The 12,203-nt window shown below is 69.7% G+C and carries 9 protein-coding genes and 1 pseudogene; 4 read left to right on the forward strand and 6 right to left on the reverse strand.

The window, feature by feature from the left end:
* The first annotated feature begins 25 nt into the window (after positions 1 to 25).
* Positions 26 to 1,807 carry a sensor histidine kinase gene (locus tag ID132_RS03905; RefSeq protein ID WP_193127895.1) on the forward strand — a complete coding sequence of 594 codons (1,782 nt, stop codon included), beginning with the start codon at positions 26 to 28 and terminating at the stop codon, positions 1,805 to 1,807.
* 30 nt (positions 1,808 to 1,837) lie between these two features.
* On the opposite strand, the gene putP is transcribed toward ID132_RS03905, so the two are convergent.
* Together putP and ID132_RS03915 are read right to left on the reverse strand one after the other, a co-directional pair.
* Positions 1,838 to 3,415, reverse strand: a complete 1,578-nt coding sequence (gene putP / locus ID132_RS03910; protein ID WP_193127896.1) for a sodium/proline symporter PutP — start codon at positions 3,413 to 3,415, stop codon at positions 1,838 to 1,840.
* A gap of 72 nt (positions 3,416 to 3,487) precedes the next feature.
* Positions 3,488 to 7,054: pseudogene (locus tag ID132_RS03915) on the reverse strand (bifunctional proline dehydrogenase/L-glutamate gamma-semialdehyde dehydrogenase).
* A 175-nt stretch (positions 7,055 to 7,229) separates the two neighbouring features.
* On the opposite strand from ID132_RS03915, the gene ID132_RS03920 reads away from it, so the two are divergent.
* On the forward strand, positions 7,230 to 8,162 hold the full coding sequence (locus ID132_RS03920; protein WP_193127897.1) for a LysR family transcriptional regulator: 933 nt from the start codon (positions 7,230 to 7,232) through the stop codon (positions 8,160 to 8,162).
* Here ID132_RS03920 and msrA read toward each other — a convergent pair.
* Positions 8,143 to 8,667 carry a peptide-methionine (S)-S-oxide reductase MsrA gene (msrA, locus tag ID132_RS03925; protein ID WP_125106498.1) on the reverse strand — a complete coding sequence of 175 codons (525 nt, stop codon included), beginning with the start codon at positions 8,665 to 8,667 and terminating at the stop codon, positions 8,143 to 8,145. The two genes, ID132_RS03920 and msrA, sit on opposite strands and share 20 nt — an antisense overlap.
* 129 nt (positions 8,668 to 8,796) lie before the next feature.
* Between msrA and ID132_RS03930 the strand changes: the two genes are divergently transcribed.
* Positions 8,797 to 9,039, forward strand: a complete 243-nt coding sequence (locus ID132_RS03930; RefSeq protein WP_125106499.1) for a hypothetical protein — start codon at positions 8,797 to 8,799, stop codon at positions 9,037 to 9,039.
* 6 nt (positions 9,040 to 9,045) lie between these two features.
* Here the strand turns inward: ID132_RS03930 and nadE are convergent, their stop codons facing one another.
* The 3 genes from nadE to ID132_RS03945 form a co-directional block, all read right to left on the reverse strand.
* Positions 9,046 to 9,858 (reverse strand): ammonia-dependent NAD(+) synthetase, encoded by an 813-nt coding sequence (nadE, locus tag ID132_RS03935; protein WP_193127898.1) that lies wholly within the window; start codon positions 9,856 to 9,858, stop codon positions 9,046 to 9,048.
* Positions 9,859 to 9,959: 101 nt separating this feature from the next.
* Positions 9,960 to 10,157: a hypothetical protein gene (locus tag ID132_RS03940; RefSeq protein WP_193127899.1), complete on the reverse strand. Its 198-nt coding sequence runs from the start codon at positions 10,155 to 10,157 to the stop codon at positions 9,960 to 9,962.
* Entirely contained in the window at positions 10,154 to 11,161 is a 1,008-nt protein-coding gene (locus ID132_RS03945; protein ID WP_193127900.1) for an NAD-dependent epimerase/dehydratase family protein, read from the reverse strand. The genes ID132_RS03940 and ID132_RS03945 overlap by 4 nt, the downstream gene beginning before the upstream one ends.
* 124 nt (positions 11,162 to 11,285) lie before the next feature.
* Between ID132_RS03945 and ID132_RS03950 the strand changes: the two genes are divergently transcribed.
* Entirely contained in the window at positions 11,286 to 12,161 is an 876-nt protein-coding gene (locus ID132_RS03950; protein ID WP_193127901.1) for a transporter substrate-binding domain-containing protein, read from the forward strand.
* Positions 12,162 to 12,203 lie beyond the last annotated feature (42 nt).

Raw genomic sequence — 12,203 nt, forward strand, 5'->3', positions numbered from 1 at the left:
CCCGCCGCCGACGAAAAGGACTCTCATGCAATCGCGTCAGCACTACGCCGCCACCCTGCGCCGCGACTTCGCCTACCTATTGCCCGGCCCCGTCTTTGCCCTCGCGTCGTTCACCTCGCTGATCACGCTGTTCTCGCTCTCGATCGGCACGTTCATCATTTGGGTCGGCGCGGCCCTGCTGCCAATCACGCTGCGCCTCGCAACCTGGTTCGCCAACCGCTCGCGCGACCGCGTGCGGGCGTGGGGGCTCGAGGTGCCCGAACTCGAGGCGCCGCCGCGGGAGCCAGGATTCGGCGGGCTGCTGCGCGAGCTGCGCCGACCCGGCGCGTGGCGCGACCTCGTGTTCGAGCTGCTCGTGACGATGCCGCTGCGCTTCACGACAGGCCTGCTCGCGTTCTGCTGGCCGCTCGTCGCGGTCGGCGGCCTCACCTATTGGGTGTGGAGCTGGTCGTTGCCGGAGGGCGGCGGCAGCCTGGCCGAGCTGTTTGGTCTCGTTTTCCCCGACGCGCAGCTTGCGGCCTGGTTCGACGGCAACCTCTTCGACATCGTCGTCAACCTTGTGCTCGGCATCGTCTTTCTCGTGACGCTGCCCGCGGTGCTGCGTGGCCTCGCCTGGTTGGATGCGCACGTCACGAAGTTCGTGCTCGGCCGGGTCGACTGGTCGTGGCTGCTCGGCGGCATCGCGGCCGTCACGCTGCTCGCCGTGACCTGGCCGGTGCTCGCGGCGATCTACGGCGTGCACGCCGCCCTCGCCGGGGCGCTCGCGCTCGCGACCGCGGGTGCCGTCGTGCTCGCCGTGCGGCTGCCCGTCACCGCGACGGTCGTCGCCGCGACTGGCCTGTTTGCCACGGCGCTCGCGTCGGCCCCGGCGCCCGGCCTGCCGTGGCCCGTGCCGGCGACCGGCATCGTCGCGGGGGCGCTCGTCATCGCGATCGTCGGGCTGCGGCACCGCTGGTATCTCGCGGTGCTCACGTGGGCGGTGCTTGGGGGTGCGAGCCTCGCCGGCGCGCTGATCGGCACGGGCGGCGGCACCGGCGGCGCGCTGGCAAACTTCACGACCTTCGCGTCGATCGGCGCGGGCGTGGCCGTGCTCGCGGCGGTGGCGCGCACGCTGCGCTCGAGCCGCGGCGAGATCGAGCAGGTGCGCGCGCTCACGGCGCAGGAGCAGCGCAAGCGCGCCGAGCTCGAGGAGCGCAACCGCATCGCGCAGGAGCTCCATGATGTCGTCGCGCACAGCCTCTCGGTGACGAGCGTGCAGGCCACGACCGCGAAGTACCGGCTGCCCGACCTCGCCCCCGAGGTCGTCGACGAGTTCGACACCATCGCCGACTCGTCGCGCCGCGCCCTCGGCGAGATGCGCGGCCTGCTGCGCCTGCTGCGCGGCGACGGCGACGCCGAGCTCGCCCCGCAGCCGACGCTCGCCGAGCTCCCCCAACTCATCGCCGCGTCGCGCGCGAGCGGCGCCGAGGTCGAGTTCGTCGATGGGCTGGGCGATGCGGCCGCGCGTGAGATTCCGGCCACGGTCGCGCTCGCCGCGTATCGCATCGTGCAGGAGGGCATCAGCAACGCGCTGCGCCACGCGCACGGCGCGAGGATCCGCGTGGAGGTGCGCCGCGCATCCGACGCCCTCGAGGTCGAGGTGGCGAACGGGCCGGCCGACGAGACGCGGCCGGTGCAGCCCAGCCCCGGTGCCGGCCTCGGTCTCGCGGGGCTGCGCGGCCGCACCGAGGCGCTCGGCGGCACCTTCGCCGCCGGCCCCGAACCGGAAAACGGCTTCGCGGTGCGCGCCCGGCTGCCGATCGACTAACCGAGTGCGCACCGCGAAGGTGCGAGGTGCCTACTGGCCGCTGGATTCCTCGGCCGCGACGCGACGTGCCTCGACCCGCGCGGCAGCCGCATCCGCGGCCTCCTTGCGGTCGCGAATCGCGACGATCGCGCCGGTCTCGGTGAACTCGCGCTCGATCTCCTCGTTCGGCTTCGGCGCGACGAGGCTGACAATCATCGCCGCAGCAAGCGCGAGGATGAACGCGGGCAGCAGCTCGTAGAGGCCGATGCCGAGCGCCGAGTCGATCGCCTTGTAGACGAACACCGCGACCGCGCCGACGATCATGCCCGCGAGGGCGCCCCAGTTCGTGAGCTTGCGCCAGTAGAGGCTGAGCAGCACGATCGGGCCGAAGGCGGCGCCGAAGCCGGCCCACGCGAAGCTCACGAGGCCGAGGATCGAGTCGTTCGGGCTGATCGCGAGAATGCCCGCGATGATCGCGACGACGAGCACGCCGGCGCGACCCAGCCAGAGCAGGCTCTTCTGGCTCGGCGGAGTCTTCTTCAGGGCACGGTAGGTGTCTTCAACCAGCGCCGACGAGCAGACGATGAGCTGGCTCGACAGGGTGCTCATGATGGCCGCGAGCACGGCAGCGAGCACGAGGCCCGCGACGAGCGGGTGCAGCAGNACCTGCGAGAGCAGCAGCACGACCGTCTCGGGGTCGGAGGGGCCGTCGCCGAACTTCGCGAAGTACGCGATACCGACGAGACCGCTCACCACGGCGCCCAAGAGCGAGAGGAACTGCCAGCTCGTGCCGATGCGGCGGGCCGAAGCCGCCTCCTGTGGCGAGCGCAGCGCCATGAAGCGCACGATGATGTGCGGCTGGCCGAAGTAGCCGAGACCCCACGCGAGGCCCGAGAGGATGAACATCACGACCGCGAACGTCGAGAGCGAGCCGTCGCCAAACAGCGAGAGCGCGACCGGGTTGTTCTCGGTAATGAGCGTCGTCGTCTCTTGGAAGTTACCGATCGTGAACAGCGCGACGATCGGCACGACGATGAGCGCGATGACCATCATGAGGCCCTGCACGACGTCGGTCATCGAGGCGCCGAGGAAGCCACCGAACAGCGTGTACGCGAGCGTGACCACCACGACGAGGATCATGCCGAGCGCGTAGTCACCACCAAACGCCGACTCGAAGAACTTGCCGCCGGCAACCATGCCGCTCGACGCGTAGAGCGTGAAGAACACGAGGATGATGATGCTCGAGACCGTGCGCAGCAGCCGCGAACGGTCGCGCGTGCGGTTTTCGAAGAAGCTAGGGATCGTGATCGAGTTGCGCGAGACCTCGGTGTAGGCGCGCAGTCGCGGTGCGACGAGGCGCCAGTTGAGGTACGAGCCGATGAGCAGGCCGATCGCGATCCAGCTTTCGAGCAGGCCGCTCACGAAGATCGCGCCGGGCAGGCCCATGATGAGCCAGCCCGACATGTCGGAGGCGCCGGCGCTCAGCGCCGCCACCCACGGGGGCAGGCCCCGCCCTCCGAGCATGTAGTCCTCGTGGTCGCTGGTGCGGCGGAACGCGAGGTAGCCGATCAGCAGCATGGCGGCGAAATAGATTCCGAGTGCGATGTAGAGATACACCTGGTCAGACACCGTTGTCACCTTTCTCTCTCTATTGGGCGGCCGCGGCGCGGCCTGGATAGTCGGACGATAGGCCGTCGGATGCTAAATGAGCCCCTCCGACAGATGGTTCGGTGTGCCAAATCGATGGGCGGTGATGGAGACCGCCTGCTCACGCAAGTGTGGCAGCATTTCGACCCGCCCGGCACGCACGACGTCACCGAAGTACACGGCGATGTCGGGCTTGCCGGCGCTCGCCTCGGTGATCGCGGCACGTTCGGCGGCGTGCGAGGCGCCCGCGACGAGGCGGATGCGCGCCCCGGCGTGCGGCCCCTCCTGCCCGGCAAGGCGGGTGACCCGGCCACGCCAGATGTCGTCGTCCTCGACCACGACGGTCGCCCCGAGGCCGCGCAGCTGCTCGGCCATTTCGGCGGGCAGCGCGGTAGCGGTCGACACGGTCGGCGTCGACTCGGCGGCGAGCGCGGCCGCGAGCACGCGCACGGCGTCGCGCAGCTCGGCGTCGGCCGCGATGCGCACCGTGACGGGCACGGGGCGGTAGCGCAGCAGGTTGCGCNGCCGAGCTGCGACGCGTCGCGGGCGATGCCGAACTCGTCGTTCCACGCGTGGGCGTCGGAGCTCGCGGCGTCGCGCAGCCAGTCAAGGTCGCTGCCCGCGACGCCGGCGCGTTCCGCCGCGGCGAGCAGTTCGGCGACGCGCGGGCGGGGTGCCGCGGGCGCGGCCGTCACCGGCGCATCCGCCCACTCGCCGAGCGCGTGCAGGTAGTTCGGGCCGCCGGCCTTCGTGCCGGGGCCGATCGCCGACTTCTTCCAGCCACCGAACGACTGGCGGCGCACGATCGCGCCGGTGATGCCGCGGTTGATGTAGAGGTTGCCGGCCTCGGTGCGCTCGAGCCAGGTCGCGAGGTCACCGCGGTCGAGCGAGTGCAGGCCTGACGTGAGGCCGTAGTCGATCTCGTTGACGATGTCGATCGCCTCGTCGATCGTGTCAGCGGTCATGATGCCGAGGATCGGCCCGAAGTACTCGGTGAGGTGATACTCGGAGCCGCGGCGCACGCCCTCGCGCACGCCCGGGGTCCAGAGCTTGACGTTGCCCTCGGCGTCGCTCGCGAGCGGGCCCGCGTTCTCGACCGGCTTCGGCTCGACGAGCCACGACTCGCCCTCGCCGAGGGTCGTGAGGCCGCGCAGCAGCTTGCCGCTCGGCGCCGCGATGATCGGGCCCATCTGGCTCTCGAGGTGGTCGGGGGTGCCGACCTTGAGCGAGCTCACCGCGTCGAGCAGCTGGCGGCGGAAGCGCTTCGACTTCGCAACCGAGCCGACGAGTACGATGAGCGAAGCGGCCGAGCACTTCTGGCCGGCGTGGCCGAAGGCCGAGTTCACGACGTCCTTCACCGCGAGGTCGAGGTCGGCGTGCGGGGTGACGATGATCGCGTTCTTGCCGCTCGTCTCGGCGAGGATCGGCAGCGCGGGGCGCAGCTCGCGCATCTGCACCGCAGTCTCGTAGGCGCCGGTGAGAATCACGCGATCGACGCGCTCGTCGGCGACAAGCTTCGACGAGAGACCGCGGTCGGCGAACTGCACGTACTGCAGCACCTCGCGGGGCACGCCGGCCTCCCAGAGCGCCTCGACCATGACGGCACCGGTGCGCGCCGCCGCCGAGGCCGGCTTGAAGATGACGGATGCGCCCGCCGCGAGCGCCGCGAGGGTGCCGCCGGCCGGGATCGCGGTCGGGAAGTTCCACGGCGGAATCACGGCAATGAGGCGCTTCGGCGCGTAGTTCGCGCCGTCGACCTGCTCGAGCGCCTGCCCGAGGCTCGCGTAGTAGTGGGCGAAGTCGATCGCCTCGCTCACCTCGGGGTCGCCCTGGTCGAGCGTCTTGCCGCACTCCGAGCCCATCACTTCGAGCAGCTCCGCGCGACGGGCCTCAAGACGTTCGCCGGCGCGGTGGAGGATGCGCGTGCGCCCCTCGACGCCAAGGTCTTGCCAGGCCTGCTGGGCGTCGACGCCGCGGGCGATGACCTCGTCGAGTGCAGCCTCATCGGCGATGCGCGAGCTGCCGACGAGCTCGACACCGAGCTGCGACGCGACCATTCGCTCGGCGATGCCGCGGCCCCACGCGCGGTTGCCTGGCAGGTCGGGGTCGGTGTCGGGGGTGTTGTGGAAGCCGTCGATGCCGCCGGTCGTCCACTCGGCGACGCGCGCCTCAAGGCCTGCCTCGTCGAACTCACGGCGGTCCTGGCGCCGGTTCGGCAGCGGCACCGCGTAGTGCTCCTCCGAGCCGTCACCGGTGATCGTGTCGAGCTCGGCGAGCGAGGCGNAGGAAGCGACCGCGTTCGCGGTCGAACAGCGTGGGCGAGTCGTGCAGCTCGAACACTGCTGACATGAAGTTCTCGTGGCTCGCGCCCTCTTCGAGTCGGCGAATGAGGTAGGCGATGGCGACGTCGAACTCGTTCGGGTGCACCACCGGCGTGTAGAGCAGCAGCGAACCGACCTCGCGCTTGATGACCTCGGCCTGCCCGGTCGCCATGCCGAGCAGCATCTCGAACTCAACGCCCGTCTCGGCGCCGCGCGCCTTCGCGAGCAGCCAGGCGAGCGCGACGTCGAAGAGGTTGTGGCCGGCGACGCCGACGCGCACGTGCCGCACGTGTTCGGGTCGCAGTGCGTAGTCGAGCACGGCCTTGTAGCTCGTGTCGCTGCCGCGCTTCGTCGACCAGGTGGCCTGCGGCCAGCCGTGGACCATCGCATCGACGTGCTCCATCGGCAGGTTCGCGCCCTTGACGACACGCACTTTGACCGGCGCCCCGCCGAGCGCGACGCGCTCGGCGGACCACTCCTGCAGCCGCATCATTGCGCCGAGCGCATCGGGCAGGTAGGCCTGCAACACGATGCCAGCCTCGAGGTTGCGGAACTCCGGGCGGTCGAGGATGCGCATGAACACCGCCATGGTCAGGTCGAGGTCCTTGTACTCCTCCATGTCGAGGTTGATGAACTTCCGCGGCGTCGCGGCAGCGGCCTTTGCGAACAACGGCACGAGCTGCGATTCGATGTGGTCGACGGCTTCGTCGAACGACCAGTGGTTGTGCGGCGCGACGGTCGCCGACACCTTGATCGACACGTAGTCGACGTCGTCGCGGTCGAGCAGTCGGTGGGTACCCTCGAGGCGGCGCTGGGCCTCGTTGTCGCCGAGGATGGCCTCGCCAAGCAGGTTGATGTTGAGGCGGACGTCGTCGCGCTTGATCTTCGCGATGGCGGGGCCGAGCTTCTCGTCGGTTGCGTCGATGATGAGGTGGCGAACCATTTGGCGCAGCACCGTGCGCGCGATCGGCACGACCACGCCGGGCAGCACCTTGCCGGCCGCGCCGCCGAGCCCGATGGCGCCGCGCAGGGGTGCAGCGAGGAACTTCGGGGTGATCGGCGTGAGCTTGGCGAGGTTGGCGGCGGCCGCCGAAAGGTCTTCGGGGCGCACGACGCCGTCGACGAAGCCGACGGTGAAGTCGAGGCCATTTTCGTCGCGAAGCACACCCGCGAGTCGCTCGGCCGCGGCGTCGACGGGCTGATTCTCCGATTCATCGAGCCAGCGCCGCACGAGGGCGACCACCTCGTCAGCGAGGTCTTGCGGGCGAACTTCACGGGTCACGTTGGGGTGCGACAGCACAATCGGCCTTCCGACAGATCGAGCACGGCTCGATGAATGGGGCACCGCGTCAAACCATCTTTGGCCCGCGGTCGCCGGGATTGACTCAAGTGTGCCGCCGAGAAACCTTGACGTAGAGTAACGACTTGTACCGATTACGGTGCAGTTTTTCTACCGTATTTGACTGGAGTCGACCTTGCTCGAGATGAAGCGCCTGCGCCTGCTCTGGGAGCTCAGCACCCGCGGCACCGTCGCGGCCGTCGCCGANGCACTCCGCTACACACCGTCGGCAGTCTCGCAGCAGCTCGCGCTGCTCGAACGCGAGGCCGGTGTGCCGCTGCTGCGCAAGTCGGGCCGGCGGCTCGAGTTCACGGCCGCGGGCGAGTCGCTCGTGCGCGAGGTGGAGGGCCTGCTTAACGGCCTCGAGCGCGCCGAAGCGATGCTCCACTCCGCTGGCGACGAGATCACCGGCACGATTCGCGTCGCCTCGTTTCAGACCGCGGTGCTCGCGCTCTTTCCCGCGGCGCTCCGCCACCTGCGCGAGACAGCGCCGCACCTGCGCGTCGAGCTCGTGCAGTACGAGCCCGGCGCGGCGCTGAGCGAGACCTGGGCCCGCAGCTTCGACCTCGTCGTCGCCGAGCAGTACCCGCATCACGCGACCCGGCACATCCCTGGGCTCGACCGCATGCCGCTGACGACCGACCGCATCCAGCTCGCCGTGCCGCCGCGCGGCAGCGGCGTCGCCGAGTTTGATGCGGTCGAGTCGATCGCCGACGCGGCCGGACTGCCCTGGGTGATGGAGCCGCAGGACGCCGCCACCCGGCACTGGGCCGAGCAGGCGTGTCGGATCGCGGGGTTCGAGCCGGATGTGCGGTTCGAGACCGCCGATCTCCAGGCACACGTGCGGCTCATCGAAACTGGCAACGCCGTCGCGCTGCTGCCGTCGCTCGTGCACATCTCGACGCCGCGGGTGCGCCTGCTCGAGATCGAGGGCGCGCCAAAGCGCACGCTGTTCACGGCGGCGCGGGAGGCGAGTCGGGGGCACCCCGCGATCTCGGCCGTGCGCGATGCGCTCGAGGTCGTCGTGCGCGAGGCCGAGGCGGCGCGGCCTACTTCATCCACTCCGTAAAGCCGGCGCGCACCTTGTTCACCTTGGGCACGGCGACCGCGAGACAGTAGCCCTGGCCCGGGTTCTTCGCGAAGAAGTCCTGGTGGTAGTCCTCGGCGTCGTAGAACACATCGGCGTCCTCGAGCGAGGTGACGACACCGCCGCCCCACATCTCATTCGCCCGCTCGACGGCGGCCTCGAAGAGCTCCCACTGGTCTTCGTCACTCGGGAACATCGCTGAGCGGTACTGCGTGCCGATGTCGTTGCCCTGCCGGTTGAGCTGGCGCGGGTCGTGCAGCGTGAAGAACATATCGAGGATGACGTCGCCGGGAATCACCGACTCGTCGAACACCACCTTGACCGCCTCGGCATGGCCGGTGCTGCCGGTGCAGACGAGCTCGTAGTTCGGGTGCTCGACCGTGCCACCGATGTAACCGGAGATGACGTCGTCAACACCCTTGACGTTGCGGTACACCGCATCGAGGCACCAGAAGCATCCACCCGCAAGAACGTACGTCGTAGTCATGCGTCAATGCTAGGCGCCGTTGCTGCGCGGCCGCCAAGTGCGGCGGGTTCGACGCCGTGTCGGAGGCTCGGCTTAGCGTGCGAGCACGCAGCACGCGGCGCCACAGGCGCCTTTGCGGAAGGAATCACGATGACCATCACCCTCCTGCCCCGAACCACCGACCTCATCCGCGAACGCGCAGGCCTGCGCATCCACCAACTCACCGAGACGCGCTGGCGCGTCTCGCAGCCCACCGGCGCCATCGTCGGCTACCTCGAGCAACGCGGCGACGAGGTCGCGGTCATGCGCATGACCGCCGACCGGCGCGGTTTCTTCGACCTCGGCATGTTCGACGACGTTGACGAGGCGTTCGACGCACTGCGCCGCATGTAGCCGGGGCTAGCGCCACCAGGTATCGAAGGGCGTCACCGGCACGGTGCGCTTGTGACGCGTGCGGGTGAAGTAGCCCTCGAGTTTCTCGGCGACTTCGTCGGCCACCNCGCCGCCGGTGAGGTAGGTGTCGATGTCGGCGTAGCTGAGGCCGAGTTCGTCTTCATCGGCGCGACCGGGCGTGCCGTCGAGGAGGTCGGCCGTGGGCTGCTTGAGATAGAGGCGCTCGGGCGCGCCGAGGTGCTCGAGCAGCTGTCGCCCCTGCCCCTTCGTGAGACCGGTGAGCGGAGTGAGGTCGCAGGCGCCGTCGCCAAACTTCGTGAAGAAGCCGGTGACGGCCTCAGCGGCGTGGTCGGTGCCAATGACGAGCGCGCGACGCTCGGCGGCGATCGCGTACTGCGCGACCATGCGGGTGCGCGCCTTCGAGTTGCCGCGGGTGAAGTCGGCGAAGGTAAGGCCCTCGGAGCCCTGGTCAAGGCCGTCAACCGCGGGCTTGATGTTAAACGTCACCGCGTCGTCGGCCTGGATGAACTCGAGCGCGAGCTGCGCATCCGCTTCATCGGCCTGCACGCCGTACGGCAGGCGCACGGCGGTGAACCGTGCGTCGTGGCCCCCGGCGCGCAGCCGCTCTACTGCGAGCTGCGCGAGGCGGCCGGCGAGGCTCGAATCCTGGCCGCCCGAGATGCCGAGCACGAAGCCATGGCTGCCGGTGGCGACGGCGTAGTCGTGCAAGAAGGCGACGCGCGCCTCGACCTCCGCGCCGGGGTCGATCTGCGCTTTCACGTCGAGTGCTTCGATGATCGCTGCCTGTGCCTCTCGCATGCGACTAGTTTTGCACGATGCGCGACAGCTGACGCAAAAACTTTCACCTAGGCAACGCTTACCTAGAATCCCTGCCGCCTTCCCCACGACATCGAGTCAGGTCAGACCCCCACTCGCTGCACGCCCACAATCCCGTCCTGCGATACGGCGGCACCGAAGTGGTCCACGGCGTCCCCCTCGTAGGCGTGCACGCGGTGGGTCGCGGCGAGCCCGGTCTGCTGCGGGCGCATCGATTCGAGCGAGCCGTCGCCCTCGACCTCCTCGGACAGGTCGTGGCCGTTGATGGCGATGCGCGTCACCGCTCGGCGTTCGCGAAGTCGGCGAGCAGCTCGCGCTCCTCAGCGTCGGTCAGGCCCGCTCCGTGGGGGTTCGGAATGTCGTGCTCGAGTTCGTGGTGGAGGGAGTCGCGGAGCGTGTCGGCAAGCGGGCGCAGGGTGAGCCCGGCCGCGCGGGCGCGGTCGGTGGAGCGGGCGTTCATGCCATACCAATCGCGGTCGGCGATCCACAGCGGCAGCGAGCGCGGGCCCATCCACTGCGCAACCTCACGCTCGGTGAGCCATGCCTCGGGCGCGGGCACGACCTGCGCCGAACTGCAGGCGATCTCCCGAGCCACATCGAGGTGCGCTGGCAACGGATGCGCGTCACCCTGCGCGTTGAAAGCGCCGGTCGCGCCGCCGGTCGCGAGCGCCACGATGAAGTCGGCGAGGTCACGCACGTCGATGACGGCGGTCGGGAGTTCCGGGGTGTCGGGCGCGAGCACCCGGGCGCGCTCGTTTGACGGCGCGGCGAAACGGCGCACCCAATAGCTCGTGCGGCCCGTCGGGTCGCCGGGACCGCCGATGAGCCCGGGGCGCACGATCGCGGCGCGCTGCTCGCCGAAGGCGTCGAATACGGCCCGTTCACACGCCGACTTTGCCTCGCCGTACTGCTCCACGCTCGCCATCTCGTCGGCGTCGAGGGCCGGGAGTAGCTTGCTCGACTCGTCAGCGCCGATCGTGGTATGGCTCGCATAGGCGCTGACGCTCGAGACGAAGACGTACTTCGCTGCCACGGGCTCGAGGTCGCGCACCGCGCGGCGCACCGGTCTGGGCTCGCGTGCGAGATCGACCACCGCATCCCAGTGTTCGTCGCGCACTGCTCTTAAGGCGTCGCTGTCGATGCGGTTCGCACGCACGAATCGGGCACCGTCCGGCGCTGGCGCGCTGCCGCGGGCAAGGCAGGTGACGTCGTGGCCGTCGCGGAGGGCGGCTTCGGCAACCGCGTGGCCGAGCCAGGCGGTGCCACCGAGCAGGAGCAGCTTCATGGCTCCAGCCTCGCAGCCGCGCCCAAACGCGGGGTGGCCGTTCGCGCTCGGCGGAGGCGGCGCATCCGGGCCGACAAGTGTCGATTGCTAGGGTCGGCGGCACTACGTGACGAAGGAGACACGCATGAAGAAGCCACGTTTGTACCTCGTGCCGGTCGCAATCGCGGCGCTCGCGCTCACCGGCTGCCAGTCCGGCGGCGATGCCGCCTCGACGGACGCGGCCGCCCCGGATGCGGGCACCACCGCCCCGGCTACGGCCGAGTCGGCTGCCCTCGACGACGGCGTGCTGCAGGCCTGCTACACCGGCGACTACCGGCCGTTCAGCTACGACGACCCCGACACCGACGAGCGCACGGGCATCGATGTCGCGCTCATGGAAGACCTCGCCGATGACCTCGGCGTCGAGCTGGAGTGGGTCAAGACCTCGTGGTCTGACCTGATGTCGACCTTCCTGAGCTCGTGCGACATCGCGGTCGGCGGCATTTCCGTCACCGACGAGCGCGCCGAGCAGGTGGCCTTCAGCGACCCCGTCATCGTCGGCGGCAAGGCCGCGATCACGATGTGCGGGCGCGAGGACGAGTTCGACGAGCTCGAGGAGGTGAACCAGCCCGACACCACGCTCATCACCCCCGTGGGCGGCACGAACGAGGCGTTCGCCGACGAGAACGCGCCCGAGGCCGACATCGTGCGCTACGACGACAACAACACGATCTTCGACCAGATCGTGGCGGGCGACGCCGATGTCATGATCACCGACGCGCCCGAGGTCGTCTGGGCGGCGCACGAGCATCCCGAGCTCTGCGAGGTTAACGCCGATGAGCCATTCACCGACGCCACCCTCGCCTACATGCTGCCGCTCGACGATGCCGAGTTCGCGGCGACCGTGAACGCCTGGCTCGCGAGCACCTACGAGGATGGCACTTGGGACGCGGCCGTCAGCGACTGGTTCGGCGACGACTCGGTGTTCTCGGCCGAGCAGTTGCAGGAGGCGCTCGACTAGCGCTTAGGCCTCCGGGTCGATGCGCACGAGCATCTTGCCGGT

Source organism: Gulosibacter sediminis (assembly GCF_014904065.1).
Classification (GTDB): Bacteria; Actinomycetota; Actinomycetes; order Actinomycetales; family Microbacteriaceae; genus Gulosibacter; species Gulosibacter sediminis.

Coding starts and splice junctions, on each gene's coding strand:
- ID132_RS03930 (WP_125106499.1), top strand. CDS start 8,797: ATGACCATCACCCTCCTGCCCCGAACCACCGACCTCATCCGCGAACGC.
- ID132_RS03950 (WP_193127901.1), top strand. CDS start 11,286: ATGAAGAAGCCACGTTTGTACCTCGTGCCGGTCGCAATCGCGGCGCTC.
- msrA (WP_125106498.1), bottom strand. CDS start 8,667: ATGACTACGACGTACGTTCTTGCGGGTGGATGCTTCTGGTGCCTCGAT.
- ID132_RS03945 (WP_193127900.1), bottom strand. CDS start 11,161: ATGAAGCTGCTCCTGCTCGGTGGCACCGCCTGGCTCGGCCACGCGGTT.
- ID132_RS03905 (WP_193127895.1), top strand. CDS start 26: ATGCAATCGCGTCAGCACTACGCCGCCACCCTGCGCCGCGACTTCGCC.